General features: G+C 70.9%; 13 protein-coding genes. 9 read left to right on the forward strand and 4 right to left on the reverse strand.

What is annotated here, in order from left to right; genetic code table 11:
• Positions 1-243: 243 nt before the first annotated feature.
• The gene (locus ACZ4VW_RS17745; protein ID WP_467963275.1) at positions 244-1,098 is read left to right on the forward strand and encodes a substrate-binding domain-containing protein; all 855 of its coding nucleotides are present in this window, start codon (positions 244-246) and stop codon (positions 1,096-1,098) included.
• Positions 1,099-1,172: 74 nt separating this feature from the next.
• Here the strand turns inward: ACZ4VW_RS17745 and ACZ4VW_RS17750 are convergent, their stop codons facing one another.
• Positions 1,173-1,604, reverse strand: a complete 432-nt coding sequence (locus ACZ4VW_RS17750; protein ID WP_467963791.1) for a MerR family transcriptional regulator — start codon at positions 1,602-1,604, stop codon at positions 1,173-1,175.
• A gap of 275 nt (positions 1,605-1,879) precedes the next feature.
• On the reverse strand, positions 1,880-2,509 hold the full coding sequence (locus ACZ4VW_RS17755; RefSeq protein ID WP_467963277.1) for a hypothetical protein: 630 nt from the start codon (positions 2,507-2,509) through the stop codon (positions 1,880-1,882).
• Positions 2,510-2,766: 257 nt separating this feature from the next.
• Here ACZ4VW_RS17755 and hemL point away from each other — a divergent pair, with 257 nt between their 5' ends.
• The 8 genes from hemL to ACZ4VW_RS17795 all read left to right on the forward strand — a co-directional run bounded on the left by hemL (position 2,767) and on the right by ACZ4VW_RS17795 (position 11,111).
• Positions 2,767-4,074, forward strand: coding sequence for a glutamate-1-semialdehyde 2,1-aminomutase (gene hemL, locus ACZ4VW_RS17760; protein WP_467963279.1), 1,308 nt, complete (start codon positions 2,767-2,769; stop codon positions 4,072-4,074).
• The gene (locus ACZ4VW_RS17765; protein WP_467963281.1) at positions 4,071-4,784 is read left to right on the forward strand and encodes a histidine phosphatase family protein; all 714 of its coding nucleotides are present in this window, start codon (positions 4,071-4,073) and stop codon (positions 4,782-4,784) included. Before hemL ends, ACZ4VW_RS17765 begins: the two co-directional genes overlap by 4 nt.
• A gap of 227 nt (positions 4,785-5,011) precedes the next feature.
• On the forward strand, positions 5,012-6,262 hold the full coding sequence (locus tag ACZ4VW_RS17770; protein ID WP_467963283.1) for a polysaccharide deacetylase family protein: 1,251 nt from the start codon (positions 5,012-5,014) through the stop codon (positions 6,260-6,262).
• A gap of 148 nt (positions 6,263-6,410) precedes the next feature.
• The gene (locus tag ACZ4VW_RS17775; protein WP_467963285.1) at positions 6,411-7,016 is read left to right on the forward strand and encodes a TlpA family protein disulfide reductase; all 606 of its coding nucleotides are present in this window, start codon (positions 6,411-6,413) and stop codon (positions 7,014-7,016) included.
• A 1-nt stretch (position 7,017) separates the two neighbouring features.
• Positions 7,018-7,755 carry a cytochrome c biogenesis CcdA family protein gene (locus ACZ4VW_RS17780; protein ID WP_467963287.1) on the forward strand — a complete coding sequence of 246 codons (738 nt, stop codon included), beginning with the start codon at positions 7,018-7,020 and terminating at the stop codon, positions 7,753-7,755.
• 8 nt (positions 7,756-7,763) lie between these two features.
• Positions 7,764-9,446, forward strand: a complete 1,683-nt coding sequence (gene resB / locus ACZ4VW_RS17785) for a cytochrome c biogenesis protein ResB (protein ID WP_467963289.1) — start codon at positions 7,764-7,766, stop codon at positions 9,444-9,446.
• Between the two features lie 11 nt (positions 9,447-9,457).
• Entirely contained in the window at positions 9,458-10,534 is a 1,077-nt protein-coding gene (gene ccsB / locus ACZ4VW_RS17790; protein WP_467963793.1) for a c-type cytochrome biogenesis protein CcsB, read from the forward strand.
• Between the two features lie 49 nt (positions 10,535-10,583).
• Positions 10,584-11,111, forward strand: a complete 528-nt coding sequence (locus ACZ4VW_RS17795) for an SRPBCC domain-containing protein (protein WP_467963291.1) — start codon at positions 10,584-10,586, stop codon at positions 11,109-11,111.
• A gap of 177 nt (positions 11,112-11,288) precedes the next feature.
• Here the strand turns inward: ACZ4VW_RS17795 and ACZ4VW_RS17800 are convergent, their stop codons facing one another.
• Together ACZ4VW_RS17800 and ACZ4VW_RS17805 are read right to left on the reverse strand one after the other, a co-directional pair.
• A complete protein-coding gene (locus tag ACZ4VW_RS17800) occupies positions 11,289-12,827 on the reverse strand; it encodes a type 1 periplasmic-binding domain-containing protein (protein WP_467963293.1) in 1,539 nt (512 codons plus the stop codon).
• 5 nt (positions 12,828-12,832) lie between these two features.
• Entirely contained in the window at positions 12,833-14,902 is a 2,070-nt protein-coding gene (locus ACZ4VW_RS17805) for a hypothetical protein (RefSeq protein ID WP_467963295.1), read from the reverse strand.
• Positions 14,903-14,997: the final 95 nt, after the last annotated feature.

The raw sequence follows: 14,997 nt of genomic DNA on the forward strand, positions 1-14,997 counted from the left end.
GACTCCAGGGCGAGAGGGCCGGCACGGGGGCGCGCCCTGGGAGACGGCGCGGGCGTACGGCGCTGACGGTTCCTACTGCTACCTCCCGACATGTTCAGTTAACACGATAAGAGCAACTTTTCGGCAGGGGGTCGGGGCGAAGTCCGGTCCGCGAGGGCGGGGCGGCAGGCCCTCTTGTGCGGGCCGGTGAACCGCTTCAAGGTGGCGGGGGAGGCGGATTCCGGCCGGGGAGGGAGCAGCCGCATGACGGACGCAGGGGCCACAGGCGCGTGGGGGTTCACGGACGACAGGGGCGCGGCGCTGGCCGCCGTACGGGCGCCGGGGCGAGTGGTGGCCTACATACGGGCCGGGGCGGGGCTGCTGGATCTCGGGGTGGCGCCGATCGCGGTGTACGGCTCCGCACACGACGGCGCGGCTCTCGACCCGGTCAAGGCGGGGCGGCTGGAGGCGGCGGGAGTCCCGTACCTGGGGTCGGGTCGCGGCCTGGACGAGGCGGCGCTGCGGAGCCTGCGCCCCGACCTGATCGTGGACGTCACGTACGACGGGAAGAGCCCCTACGCGCTGGACGAGGCGGTCGCCGAGCGGCTGGGGGTGCCCCTGGCCGCGCTGTCGGTCGGCAGCGAGCTCAGTCTGTCGGCGATCATCACGCGCTTCGGTGAACTGGGTGTCGCGCTCGGCGCTCCCGCGTCCTCCCATGCTGCCGGTGACGGGCCGGTCGCCTCCGCCGAGGCCGTCCTGAGGGCCACCGCCGCGCGGAGCGACCACACCGTTCTGGCCCTCTCCGGCGCCGGCCCCGACCAGGTCCACCTGGCCCGGCCGCACGCCTGGCCCGAACTGGCCCGGCTCCAGGAGCTCGGTGTCCGCCTGCTCGATCCCGGTCCCGGTGCCGGCTCCAGCTGGCTCACGGCCGACTGGGAGCACGCCGCCGCGCTCGCCCCGGACCTGGTGCTCCACGACAGCCGCGCCAACGCCGTCGGTCCCGACGCGTTCCCGCCGCTGGGCCACGCGCGCGTGGCGCCCTGGAACCCGGAGACGCCGCCGAGCCCGGCCGCGTACGCCCGCTTCTACGAGGAGGTCGCCGCGGCGCTCGCGCCGTAGACGGGGACTGCGCCCGCGGCCCGCGGCCCGCTGCCGGGCACGGGGCCCGAGGCCGAGGGCGGGGCGGGGGCGCTTCAGGCGTAGGCCGGGACCTCGGCGTTCTCGCCCAGGCGCGCCCGCAGGGAGCCCGCGAACTCCTCCGCGCGCGCCAGCTGGGCGCGCAGCTCGGCGACGCGCTCGGACGCGGCCAGCTCGTAGCGGCGCACCCGCGCGACCAGGGCGGACCGCTCCTCGGGCGTGAGCTCCGTGTCCGTGTCCGGGCGGTCCGCCGCGAGGCGGTCCACCGCAGCCAGGAGGTCGCGGGTCTCGTCGATCGTGAAGCCGAGCGGCTTCATCCGGCGGATCACCATCAGGCGGTCCACATCGGCGTCGGTGTAGAGCGGGAATCCGCCCTCCGAGGAGGCCGAGGGGACGACCAGGCCGCTGTCCTCGTACTGGCGGATGGTCCGCAGGGACAGGTCCGTCCGTGCGGCGACCTCGCCGATCTGCATGGGTTCGCCGGCCAGGCGCAGTCTGCTCACGATGTCCGTCCTTCCTCGGGGCGGGCACCAACGGGCACGGCTCCCGCCCGGTTCTTTCTGTTTGTCCTAACTTCAGCACTTATGAGAGCGGGAAGGGCGGCGAAACGCCTACGGACCGGCCGGCCATTGCACCGAGGGGTCCGGCGAGAGCGAGACCTACCACCGGACCTGCGACCGGACCCGCGACCGGCGACCGGACTGACAGTCGGACCTGCGACCGGACCCGCGACTGGACCGACAGTCGGACCTTCGGCCGGGACCTACGGCCAGACCAGGCAGTACGGCTGGTGCCCCGCCTCGTGCAGGCGGACGGAGAAGTCCTGCCACTCGTGGAGCAGCTGGTAGACGTTGAAGGCGTCGCGCGGGCCGCCACGGTCCGGGACCGTGGACCAGATGAAGGCCGCCGCGCCGACCGATTCCTCGCCGATGCCGCGCAGCGGGTCGACCACGGTCATGGGCAGCTTCACCACGGCGTAGTCGGGATGGAGGACCACCAGTTCCAGCGGGGGCACCTTGTGCAGGGGCATGCCCTGGATGCCCGTGAGGACCATCGCGGCTATGGTCTCGGGCTTGATCTTCGTGAACATGCCGCCCATGCCGAGCTCGTCGCCGCCCAGCTCCTCAGGGCGCATCGAGATCGGGACGCGGGCCGCCGTGGCGCCGTCGGGTGCGCCGAAGTACTTGTACGTCACCCCCAACCGGCCACTCCCGCTCCCCGTCGTGGGTCCCATGGATTCCCTGGATTCAGTGGATTCCCGGGAGGCCCTGGATTCCCTGGCTTCCGAGGATTGCGCGGGATCTTCCCCGCGCCGTCGCCGGTGCCGCCCCCGACGGGCGGGCTCCGGACCCAGATCGTCCGTCCCCTCGCCCAGTCCGCCACCGCGATGCATATCTCCACCCGACTGCTTTTTAGGCAACACGACCCCCGCCGCGCAACCCGATCATCGTGACAGTGACCTCCCCCACGCTCTCGCGGTGAAACACCTGTCCGCAAGAACGTCCGGCCCTCTGACACCATGGATTCCGTGAGCCATCCCTATGACGCCCCAGTTTCGCAGACGCGGAGGACCGACGCCCCGGCGTAATTCACAAGGGTGCCCACGCCGTCTCTCCGTACTCGCCGACTTACTCGCAGGTCAGGACCACAGTGCCGTATTCATACGAAGCCCCAGTCTCACAGACGCTTTTCGACCGCGCGTCCCTCGTGACGCCCGGCGGCGTGAACTCACCGGTGCGCGCCTTCCGAGCCGTGGGCGGAACGCCCCGGTTCATGGTGTCCGGTACCGGCCCGTACCTCACCGACGCGGACGGTCGTGAGTACGTCGACCTCGTCTGCTCGTGGGGGCCGATGATTCTCGGCCACGCGCACCCCGAGGTGATCGCCGCCGTGCAGGCCGCCGTCGCGCGCGGCACCTCGTTCGGCACGCCCGGTGAGGGAGAGGTGGCGCTCGCCGAGGAGATCGTCGCCCGGATCGAGCCCGTCGAGCAGGTTCGGCTGGTTTCCTCCGGTACGGAAGCCACGATGTCGGCGATCCGGCTCGCCCGCGGTTTCACCGGCCGCGCCAAGGTCGTGAAGTTCGCCGGGTGCTACCACGGACACGTGGACGCGCTACTGGCCGCGGCCGGCTCCGGTGTGGCCACCTTCGGACTGCCCGACACGCCCGGCGTGACCGGCGCGCAGGCCGGCGACACGATCGTCCTTCCGTACAACGACCTGGAGGCGGTCCAGGAGGCCTTCCACCGGTTCCCGGGCGAGATCGCCTGTGTGATCACCGAGGCGTCGCCGGGCAACATGGGCGTGGTCCCGCCGCGCCCGGGATTCAACCAGGGCCTGAAGGACGCGTGTGCGAAGAACGGCGCGCTGTTCATCTCCGACGAGGTCATGACCGGCTTCCGGACCTCCCGCGCCGGCTGGTACGGCGTCGACGGCGTGAAGCCCGACCTGATGACCTTCGGCAAGGTCATGGGCGGCGGCTTCCCGGCCGCGGCCTTCGGCGGCCGCGCCGACGTCATGGGCCACCTCGCCCCGGCGGGCCCGGTCTACCAGGCCGGCACCCTGTCCGGGAACCCGGTCGCCACCGCCGCCGGCCTCGCCCAGCTGCGCCTGCTGGACCAGGCCGCGTACGACACGGTCGACGCGGTGTCGAAGGAGATCCAGGGGCTGGTCACCGGCGCGCTCTCCAAGGAAGGCGTCGCGCACCGGCTGCAGACCGCCTCCAACATGTTCTCCGTGTTCTTCACGCCGACCGAGGTCCGCGACTACGACGACGCGAAGAAGCAGGAGGCCTTCCGCTTCAACGCCTTCTTCCACTCGATGCTGGCCGACGGGGTCTACCTGCCGCCGTCCGCCTACGAGTCCTGGTTCGTGTCCACGGCCCACGACGAGCGCGCGATCGAGCGGATCGCCGCCGCCCTGCCGGCCGCCGCCCGCGCCGCCGCGGAGGCGACCGCATGACCGGAACGACCAGCTCGACCGGCTCGAAGGGGTCCGGGAGCGAGATCACCGTCGTCCACCTCGTGCGGCACGGCGAGGTGGAGAACCCCGACGGCATCCTCTACGGCCGCCGCAGCGGCTACCACCTCTCCGAGCTCGGCCGGCAGATGGCCGACCGGGTCGCCGAGCACCTCGCCGGCCGGGACATCACGTACGTCGTGGCGTCCCCGCTGGAGCGCGCCCAGGAGACGGCCCAACCGGTCGCCAAGAGCCACGGCCTGGACCTGGCCACGGACGGGCGGCTCATCGAGGCCGGGAACGTCTTCGAGGGCAAGACCTTCGGCGTCGGCGACGGCGCCCTGCGCAAGCCGGGCAACTGGCGGCACCTCACCAACCCCTTCAAGCCGTCCTGGGGCGAGCCGTACATCGAGCAGGTCGTACGGATGATGGGCGCCCTCGACGCGGCGAAGGACGCGGCCCGTGGTCACGAGGCGGTCTGCGTCAGCCACCAGCTGCCGATCTGGATCGTGCGCAGCTTCGTCGAGAAGCGGAAGCTGTGGCACGACCCGCGGCGCCGGCAGTGCACGCTGGCCTCGCTGACCTCGTTCACGTACCAGGGCGACAAGATCGTCTCGGTCGGGTACAGCGAGCCGGCTCGTGATCTCGTCCCCGCGCATCTGCTCGCGGGCGCGAAGCCGGTCAAGGGGAAGTCGAAGGCGTTCGGCGCCTGAGCACTCCGGGGCGTGCGCGGGCCGAGGAAGCGCCGGCGCCGCCCCGGGGCTGTACATCGACCGCGCCTGGGTAGACCCTCAGGGCGATCGGATGACGTGAAGTCATCTGGTCGCCCTGAATTTTTTGTGCTCATAACCGGAACCTCCGTGTTACTCCCGGCATCTCACTCATTGTCGGATTGGATGACCTTTCCGGTCATACGCGAGCGAGCGTGAATGGGGACGTCATGCGCGGGATCAGTCGAAGGAGTCTGCTGGGGGCGAGCGTTGGGGCCGCCGCGGCGATCGGAATCGCCGGGTGTAGCGGCAACAACCCGGACAAGTCGGGCAATTCAGGTCCCGGTAAGGGGGGTGGCGCCTCGGGATCCCCGACCGCGCCCGCACCCACCGAGAAAGAGGCCCGGCTCATCGGCGACGGTTCCACCGCCGACACCGGGAAGCAGCCGAACCAGCCGGACGCCCCCGTGCCGCTCGAACCCGGCCAGACTCCGCCGCAGTTCGTGATCTTCTCCTGGGACGGTGCCGGAGAGGTCGGCAACGGCCTCTTCCCCCGCTTCCTGGAGCTCGCCAGGAACCACGACGCCGCCATGACCTTCTTCCTCTCCGGGATCTATCTCCTCCCCGAGTCGAAGAAGAACCTCTACCGCCCGCCGAACAACCGCGTCGGAGCCTCCGACATCGGCTACCTCACCGACGACCACATCAAGGACACCCTCAAGAACGTCCGCCAGGCGTGGCTCGACGGACACGAGATCGGCACCCACTTCAACGGCCACTTCTGCGGCGGCTCGGGCTCCGTCGGCAACTGGACGCCCGCCCAGTGGCAGAGCGAGATCGACCAGGCGATGAAGTTCGTCACCGAGTGGAAGACCAACAGCGGCTGGACCGATCTCGACCCGCTGCCCTTCGACTACGGCAAGGAGCTCGTCGGCGGCCGTACCCCCTGCCTCCTCGGCCAGGACAACCTGCTGCCCACGGCGAAGCGCCTCGGCTGGCGTTACGACGCCAGTTCCCCCGGCGGCCGGCAGATGTGGCCGGTCAAGCGCCAGGGGCTCTGGGACCTCCCGCTCCAGGCGGTGCCCTTCCCGGGGCACTCGTTCGAGGTCCTCTCCATGGACTACAACATGCTCGCCAACCAGTCGAAGAACACCACCAAGGGGATGCCCTCGCGCTACACGGGCTGGCGCAAGCAGGCCACCGAGGCGTACCTCGCCGGGTTCAGCCGCGCCTACGAGTCCAACCGCGCGCCCTTCTACATCGGCAACCACTTCGAGCAGTGGAACGGCGGCATCTACATGGACGCCGTCGAGGAGGCCCTCAAGGGCATGGCCGGAAAGAAGGACGTCAGGCTGGTCTCCTTCCGGCAGTTCGTGGACTGGCTGGACGTGCAGGACCCCAAGATCCTCGCCAAGCTCCGTACCCTCGACGTCGGACAGTCCCCGGCGGGCGGCTGGAACGCCTTCCTCCGGCCCGCATGACCGACCGATCGACCGGCCATCCCCTTGAGGGCCTGACCCACGGGCCCGCTTGACCCCGACATGCCCTTTAAGCCCCCTTGACAAGGGGCTTTACGGGCACCCAGGGGGGTGCCCAAGATCCCCCAAACGCCCATGCGAAACTTTTCACATGAGCTTTAGCCGTGCCTCTCGACGCACCCTGCTCGCCGTCGGAACGCTGTCGGCCGCCCTCGCGCTGTCGGCTTGCACCTCGGACAACAACGGCAAGTCCGGTGGCGGCGGTGGAACCAACTTCGTGACCGACACGGGAGGCGTCTCCACCGTCGCCAAGGGCGAGCGCAGGGCGACCAACGCGATCGCGGGCGACACCCTGGAGGGCGAGAAGCTCGACATCGCCGACCTCAGGGGCAAGGTCGTCGTGATGAACGTCTGGGGCTCCTGGTGTCCGCCCTGCCGCGCCGAGGCCCCGCACTTCACCAAGGTCGCCAACGACCTCAAGGCCAAGGGCGTCGAATTCGTCGGGATCAACACCCGCGACTTCAACAAGCAGCCCGCGCTCGCCTTCGAAGAGGACTACAAGGTCCCGTACCCGAGCCTCTACGACCCGGCCGGAAAGCTGATCGTCAACGGCTTCCCCAAGGGCACGCTCAACCCGCAGGCCATTCCCTCCACCGTCGTCCTCGACAAGGACGGGAAGATCGCCGCCCGCTCCCTCATGGCCCTCGACGAGAAGAAGCTCCGGTCGATGATCGAGCCGCTGCTCGCGGAGAAGTGACGTGAACGAGACGGTCTTCAGCGGGGCCCTGCTCCTCGCCCTGCCCATCGCCGTCCTCGGCGGTCTGGTCTCCTTCTTCTCCCCCTGCGTCCTGCCGCTCGTCCCCGGCTACCTGAGTTACGTGACCGGCGTCACCGGCACCGACCTGGCCGAGGCCAAGCGCGGCCGGATGGCCCTCGGCGCCAGCCTCTTCGTCCTCGGCTTCTCCGCCGTCTTCGTCTCCGGCGGCGCCCTCTTCGGCTACTTCGGCTCGACGCTCCAGGAGTACCGCGACACGCTCACCACCGTCCTCGGTGTGCTGATGATCGCCCTCGGCGTCTTCTTCCTCGGCCTCATGCCCTGGTTCACCCAGCGCGAGTTCCGCTTCCACCGGAAGCCCGTCACCGGACTCGTCGGGGCGCCGCTGCTCGGCGCGCTCTTCGGCATCGGCTGGACGCCGTGCATCGGCCCGACCCTCGCGTCCGTCAACGCGCTCGCCGCGCAGGAGGCCAGCGCCGGCCGCGGCGCGCTGCTGACCGTCGCGTACTGCGTCGGTCTCGGCGCCCCCTTCATCCTCGCCGCGGTCGCCTTCCGCAAGGCCCTCGGTACCTTCGGGTGGGTCAAGAAGCACTATGTGTGGGTGATGAGAATCGGTGGCGGCATGATGATCGTGACCGGCCTGCTGTTGCTCACAGGAGCGTGGGACAGCATGGTCTCCACGATGCAGGGCTGGTCCAGCGGCTTCACGGTGGGGATCTGAGAGTTCCGATGAGCAAGACCGAAACCGAAACACACGAACTCGGCGAAGCCGGGGCCCAGCTCTCCACCGCACCCAAGGAGGAGACCGCCGTCGGCGGACCCACCCTCGGGATCATCGGCTGGATCCGCTGGTTCTGGCGGCAGCTGACGTCGATGCGGGTCGCGCTGATCCTGCTCTTCCTGCTGTCCCTCGGCGCGATCCCGGGCTCCCTCATCCCGCAGACCAGCGCGGACGAGGTGAAGGTGCGGACCTTCAAGGAAGCCCACGAGACCCTCACCCCGCTCTACGAGAAGCTCCAGCTCTTCGACGTCTACAGCTCGGTGTGGTTCTCCGCGATCTACATCCTGCTGTTCGTCTCCCTCATCGGCTGCATCGTGCCGCGCAGCTGGCAGTTCGTCGGCCAGCTCCGCGGCCTGCCGCCCGGCGCGCCCGGCCGCCTCACCCGGCTGCCCGCGTACACGACCTGGCGCACCGAGGCCGAGCCCGAGCAGGTCCGCGAGGCCGCGCTCGCCCTGCTCAAGGGCCGCCGCTTCCGGGCGCACACCGTCAAGGACGCCGTCGCCGCCGAGAAGGGCTATCTGCGCGAGGCCGGGAACCTGCTCTTCCACCTCGCGCTGATCGTGATGCTGACCGCCTTCGCGTGGGGGCAGCTCTTCAAGTCCGAGGGCGGCAAGCTGATCATCGAGGGCGACGGCTTCTCCAACACCCTCACCCAGTACGACGACTTCAAGTCCGGCTCCCTCTACAGCACGGACGACCTCGCGCCGTTCGGCTTCCAGCTGGACAGCTTCACCGGTACGTACGAGAAGAGCGGCCCGCAGCGCGGCACCCCGCGTACCTTCGAGGCCGCCGTCACCTACTCCGAGGCCGGCGGCCCGGGCAAGAAGGCGGTCATCCGCGTCAACGAGCCGCTGAAGGTCGGCGGCTCGAAGGTGTACCTGATCGCCCACGGGTACGCGCCCGTGGTCACCGTCAAGGACGGCCGGGGCAAGGTCGTCTTCCACGGCGCCGTCCCGCTGCTGCCGTTCGACAACAACATCACCTCCACCGGCGCGATCAAGGTGATGGACGGCTACCGCGACAAGAACGGCAAGAAGGAGCAGCTGGGCTTCCAGGCCTTCTTCGTGCCGACGTTCGCGGGCGCCGGCAAGGGCGACATGTTCTCGCAGTTCCCGGCGCTCGACTTCCCCGTCATGGCGCTCACCGGCTTCCACGGCGATCTGCGCGTGGACTCCGGACTGCCGCAGAACGTGTACCAGCTGGACAAGTCCAAGATGACCCAGTTCGAGGTGGAGGGCGGCACCGGCAAGGCCAACCGGCTGCTGCCCGGCGAGACCATGACGCTGCCCGACGGTGCCGGCTCGATCACGTTCGAGAAGGACATCAAGGAGTGGGCGAGCTTCCAGATCTCCCAGCAGCCCGGCAACGGCCTGGCTCTCGCGGGCGCGATCTCCGCGATCGCCGGCCTGACGGGCTCCCTGTTCATCCAGCGGCGCCGGGTCTGGGTCCGCGCCGTCCGGGGCGAGGACGGCGTCACCGTCGTCGAGATGGCGGGTCTTGGCCGGAGCGAGTCCGCCAAGCTCCCGGAGGAGCTGGCCGACCTCGCGGTCACGCTCCACGCACAGGCGCCGACCGCGCCAGAACCCGCAGCAGAACCTGCCACCGCAGAAGCCGAAGGGGCTGAGAAGTGAATCTCGCCGCCGTGAGTCTCGCCGCCGAGACCAACGAGAGCCTGGCGCGGATGAGCGACCTGCTCATCTACTCCTCGATGGCCGTCTACACCCTGGCCTTCTTTGCGCATATCGCCGAGTGGGTGCTCGGCAGCCGCAGCAAGGTCGGCCGGACGGCCGCCGCGCTGACCGTCGACACCCCCGCTCCGGCGGTGTCCGTGCAGGTCAAGAAGGCGGGCGGTACCACCGTCCTCGACAAGCCCAAGGTCGTCACCCGGTCTGGTGCCGGCATCCGTGACGTGCCCGACGGCCCCGGCGCGGCGGGCGGCACGGTGAAGGGCGATCTGTACGGCCGTATCGCCGTCTCGCTCACCGTGCTCGCGTTCCTGATCGAGGCGGCCGGCGTGATCGCCCGCGCGTTCTCGGTGCAGCGCGCCCCCTGGGGCAACATGTACGAGTTCTCCACCACCTTCTCCACCGTGGCGGTCGGCGCGTACCTCGGCTTCCTCGTCGCGAAGAAGAACGTCCGCTGGCTCGGGCTGCCGCTGGTGACGACCGTCCTGCTGGACCTGGGCGTCGCCACCACCTGGCTGAAGACGCCCAGCGACCAGCTGGTTCCGGCGCTCGACTCGTACTGGCTGTGGATCCACGTCTCCACCGCGATCTTCTGCGGCGCCGTCTTCTACCTGGGCGCGGTCGCCACCCTGCTCTACCTCTTCCGCGACTCCTACGAGAACAAGCTCGCGACCGGCGGCAACCCCGGCTCCTTCGCGCGCTCCGTCCTCGAGCGGCTGCCGTCGGCGGCCTCCCTGGACAAGTTCTCCTACCGGGTCAACGCGGCGATCTTCCCGCTGTGGACGTTCACGATCATCGCGGGCGCGATCTGGGCCGGCGACGCCTGGGGCCGCTACTGGGGCTGGGACGCCAAGGAGGTCTGGTCCTTCATCACCTGGGTCGGTTACGCCGCGTATCTGCACGCGCGCGCGACGGCCGGCTGGAAGGGCCGCAAGGCCGCGTACGTGGCGCTCATCGCCTTCGGCTGCTTCCTCTTCAACTACTACGGCGTCAACATCTTCGTGACCAGCAAGCACTCGTACGCGGGCGTCTGACGCGGGCTGTGAGCTGGCAGCGCCCGGGCCCCGGCGCGACGCTGGAGGTATGAGCGAGATACCCCGGGGCAGGTGCGAGACACACGACGGCACCCTGCACCACCTGCGGTACGTGATCGACCTGCCCCACCCGATGATCCGGGTGTGGGCGGCCGTCGCGACACAGGAAGGTCTGCCGCGGTGGCTCTGCGAGGCGGATCCGCTGGAGCCGAGGCTCGGCGGAGCGGTGACGCTGCGCCGGCTGAACGGAGACACGGTGGTCTCGGGGCGGGTGACGGCCTGGGACCCGGAGTACGTGGCCGAGTACACGGTCGGCCCGTCGCACGGCCGGATCCGGTTCCACCTGGAACCGGCCGGGGGCGGCGGGTCGACCGTGCTGCGTTTCACGAACGAGTTCCGTGGGACGCCGGACGAGAAGCTGGACATGCTGGCGGGGTGGCACGACCACTTCGAGCGCTTGGCCCAGGCGCTGGACGGCCACCCCACGGACTGGCGGGACTGGACCGCCGAGCGCCGGCGGTACCTGCGAGACCTGTACGCACGGGACGAGGCGCGCTGGCCCACGTGGGAGCCGTGACCTAGGCCGGGTCCGGAAAGTAGCGCCGTCTGCCCGCAGGGCAGGGCCCGCGGCGTCTGGTGCGTGCGATCGCAAGGCGGAGGGTCGTCCTCGTACTGGGTGTACTTGGGCGATCCGACAACGCAGCGAGGGTACGTGCCAGGCGTCGTGGGCCAGGCGGGACTTTCCGGACACGGCCTAGCTCTTCTTCGGCGGCAGGCAGTCCTTCGACGGGGGCCTGTTCTCCGGCCAGGCGATCTGGACGAACCTCTGGGAACCGTCCTGGGCCAGTTCCACGATCGGGACCGCCTTGTCGAACGGGTTGCCGTAGTTGTCCAGGCAGATCCAGCCGCTCGCCCCGTCGACCCGCAGCGAGCCCTTCACCTGGGGCCACTGCCTCCCCACGTCCGCCAGTTCCGGGTACTGCGCGCCCTGCCCGGTCGCCTGGCGGATCGCGTGGACCGCCGTCGCCATGGCGTCGTACGCCACGATGGCCTGACCGTCCGCCAGTGCCACCGGCTTCTTCGAGGCCCGGGCGATGTCCGTCAGGAACGTGTCGTACGCGGCCGTCGAACCGCCCGTCGTCGGCACCGGCCGGCCCGGCGCCGGCCTCCAGGCGTCCGGGTGGGCGAGCGCGGCGTAGCGGACGGTCAGCTTCGCCTTCAGTGCGGCCCGGTTGAGCTTGGGGTCCGCCCCCAGGTACGAGCCCTCGTCGCCGGTCAGGATGGTGAACGCTCGCTCGGCGCAACCGCGCGCGCCGAGCGCGTTGATGAACTGCCGCAGCTGGGTGTGGCGGCCGGCGAAGAACACCGTCTCCGCCCTCGTGTCGCAGATCAGATGCGTGATCTGGCGGAAGGTGTTCGCCGTCGTGCCCTCTTCCGTCGGATCGGCGGGCGAGGTGAACAGCTGCGGCTCGTAGGGCGCGCCCTTCAGGGAGCCCGCGAATGCGGCCTTCAGCGTGTCCGTGTAGTGATCGCCGGTCCGGGTGTCCTGCACCAGCAGCGCCTTCGCCGCCTCGACCTTGCCGAAGTGGGCCAGGGCCTTCGCCTCGTCGCCGTTGGTGGGGGAGACGCGGGCGAGACCGGGGTAGCGGTGGTTGCCCGCGCCGGGGCCGTTGGCGATGTCGTCGGCGGTGATGGTGGTGCCGACGACGGCGATACCGGCACCGGTCAGGGCCGCCACCGCCTGCCGTATCTCGGTGGAGGAGGTGGCGACCCCCGAGACCGCCCGCAGCCGGTCGTCCCCGCCGGTCATGGTCTTCAGCCGGTCCACCGTCGTGCGCCAGTGGGCGTTGCCCTTGCCGGTGTTGGCGAGGACGAGGCGGATCTTCGGCGTCTCGCTGTTGGACTCGTGGTTGGCCCGGTACTGCCGGGCGAAGGCGCCCTGCACCTCGTGCAGGACCTTCGTCCGCATCCCGCTGTCCGGCGAGGTCAGCGGCAGCAGCAGGGCGACCGTGGCGTACTCGCCGGCCTTCAGCGTGCGGTTCTCCTCGCGGATCAGCCCGGCCACCTCGGTGAGGGACGCCACGCCGAAGTCGTGTCCGTCGCCGTTGACGCCGATGCATTCCGTGCTGCCCGGCGGCCGCTCCACGCCGGTGGCGCAGGAACGGTCCTCCGGAGTGGTGACGCGGTTCACCGCGTAACCCGTCAGACCACCCAGGAGGGCCAGCGTCACCACTCCGGTGAGGATCCTCTGACGGGGGGTGTGCCACAGGCGGAAGCGCAGCCAGTCGAGCATCGTCCTCAGACTCCGTCCTCGCGCGCCGGCGGCAGCGAGAGCTCCCGCCAGGCGCGGATGTCCGTCGGCCAGTGGGTGGCCGCGTCCCACAGCGGCCGGTTGCCCGTCAGATGGCGGCCGGACAGCTGGCGCAGCTCGAACGCCAGCTTCTCAGTCACCTCGCCGTCGGGCAGGGCGAGCGGGTCGGTCAGCAGCCAGACCGCGTGCAGCAGCCGTCGCAGCCGCAGGTGGAGTTCGGTGGTGTCGGTGTCGAGACCGGCCGGCATCCGGTCGGGCGGCCGCTGCCCGAGCGCGACGGCCCGGCGCGGATCGGGCCCCGACCGGCCGCGGACGCGCGGGTAGGGCGCGGAGGCGATGAACCGCAGCCGCCCGAGCCAGTCCTCGACGTCCGGCCGGGGGAACGTGACCCGCAGATGGGTCACGGCCTGCTGGGTCCGGCCGAGGGCCAGCTCGTGGTGCAGCCGGTAGGGGAGCCCGCTCTCCTGGTCGTAGTGCCGGTGCAGGGTCTCGTGGACGGCCCGCCAGGTCGCGTACCCGGACGGTCCCTCGCCGTCCTCGAAGCGCAGCCAGTGCAGCAGGAGGGCGCGCAGCAGCGGGTCCGCGACGAAGTGCTCCGGGCTCTCGGGCCAGCCCTCGGCGCGCAGCCGGTCGCGGACCTCCAGCGCCATGTCCCCGTCCGGGGACTCCCCGGGCAGCCGGGTGTGGGCGAGGAGCCGGGCGGAGGTCTCGTCGTGGGCCGCGGCGAGGACCGCTAGCCGGCCGTGGTGCTCCCCGGGCAGCAGCTCCCCGAGCAGCGTCGGCGCGACCGGCACCGGCGGGGTGTCCTCGCGCAGCTCCACCGTCAGGTCGAGCAGCGCGCCCGGCGTGAGGGAAGGGCGCAGCTCCGCCGGGGCCTCACCGGCGGTCCGGCCGAGCAGGGTCACGCCCAGGGGGCGCCCGCCGGTGAGCCGGTGCACGCCGCGGGCCAGGTCGGCCGGGGTCCGGGCGGCCGGGTCGTGGCGGTCGAAGGCCGCCTGGGTGTGCGCGGGGGAGAGCGGGGTGAGCTCGACCGCGAGGATGCCGGAGGTGACGTCCGTACCGCGCGGGCAGGGGGCCACGCGTGCGGTCTCGGGCAGCCGCAGCCGGGTGGCGCGGCGCATGCCCTCGTGGTCGGCCACGCGGGAGGAGGCGAAGACCACGATGCGGTCACGGCGGCCGGCGGCGCGGTCCCGCAGGATCGGTTCGAGCAGGCGGCGGCCGAGCGGCTCGTGGGCGTTGTCGAGGAGGAGTACGGGGCGTCCGCTGCGGGCGCCGGCCCGCAGGAGGCCGGTGAAGGCGCGGTACAGGTCCTCGACGAGCGCGCCGACGAGGAAGCTCTCGGCCTCCTGGCGGCGCCGGCCGCCCTGCTCGAAGTCGTTGGCGAGGTACTGGAGGCCGACCTTGCCCCGGCCGCCGGCGTTGCGGTAGTTCCCGTACCAGGTCTCCGACCTGCGCTGTGCGCGGCCGAAGACCTCCTCCAGGACGGTCTCGACGGTCGCCTCGGCGAGGAGGCCGGCCATCGGCGCGGTGGCCTCGGCGAATTTGGCGGCCAGCTTGCTCAGGACCTTGGTCACCCAGGTGGCACCGGCCCCCTTCGCCGCGTCGACGGTCGCGAGGACCGGCCCGAGCCGCTGCAGATCGCGCCGCGCCTGCTCCTCGTCCTCCCGCGACCAGCTGGTCGAGGCGACGGCCACCAGACCGAGCGAGAGCCGAGGGAACTCCACCGGCGCGCTGGCGAACCCGCGCGGCGCGAGCTGCCCGGCGAGCTCGGCGAGCGCGCCGGTGAGCGGGTTCCATCCGGGGCCGTGGTCGGCGGGCGGCTCGATGTGCGCGCAGTCGAGCAGGGCGAGCGGAGTGGCCCCCTTGTAGGCGTTGCGCACCTGCTTGAGCAGGGCCGTCTTCCCCATCCCCCGGCCGCCGGTGAAGACGGTGACCGGGGGATCGTCGCCGTGCTCGTACGGGGTGCGGGTGAAGCGGTACGGGGTCAGCCCGATGAGCCGGGCGGCGAGTCCGGAATCCTGGAAGACCGCCTCGCGGCCGTACAGCTCTCTGTCCACGCTCTGCCACCCCCGTCACAGACAACTACAGCTTATCGACAGAGAGTTGGGAAAGCGGCAGCCTTTTCGACTCCGTTGCGGAGCTGTTGTCACCC

This window comes from Streptomyces sp. NPDC029139, assembly GCF_055564335.1.

Bases quoted from the DNA above. Each gene is read 5' to 3' on its own strand.
- ACZ4VW_RS17800 (WP_467963293.1), bottom strand. From the start codon at position 12,827: ATGCTCGACTGGCTGCGCTTCCGCCTGTGGCACACCCCCCGTCAGAGG.
- ACZ4VW_RS17770 (WP_467963283.1), top strand. From the start codon at position 5,012: ATGCGCGGGATCAGTCGAAGGAGTCTGCTGGGGGCGAGCGTTGGGGCC.
- ACZ4VW_RS17795 (WP_467963291.1), top strand. From the start codon at position 10,584: ATGAGCGAGATACCCCGGGGCAGGTGCGAGACACACGACGGCACCCTG.
- ACZ4VW_RS17765 (WP_467963281.1), top strand. From the start codon at position 4,071: ATGACCGGAACGACCAGCTCGACCGGCTCGAAGGGGTCCGGGAGCGAG.
- ACZ4VW_RS17745 (WP_467963275.1), top strand. From the start codon at position 244: ATGACGGACGCAGGGGCCACAGGCGCGTGGGGGTTCACGGACGACAGG.
- ACZ4VW_RS17755 (WP_467963277.1), bottom strand. From the start codon at position 2,509: ATGCATCGCGGTGGCGGACTGGGCGAGGGGACGGACGATCTGGGTCCG.
- ACZ4VW_RS17775 (WP_467963285.1), top strand. From the start codon at position 6,411: ATGAGCTTTAGCCGTGCCTCTCGACGCACCCTGCTCGCCGTCGGAACG.
- resB (WP_467963289.1), top strand. From the start codon at position 7,764: ATGAGCAAGACCGAAACCGAAACACACGAACTCGGCGAAGCCGGGGCC.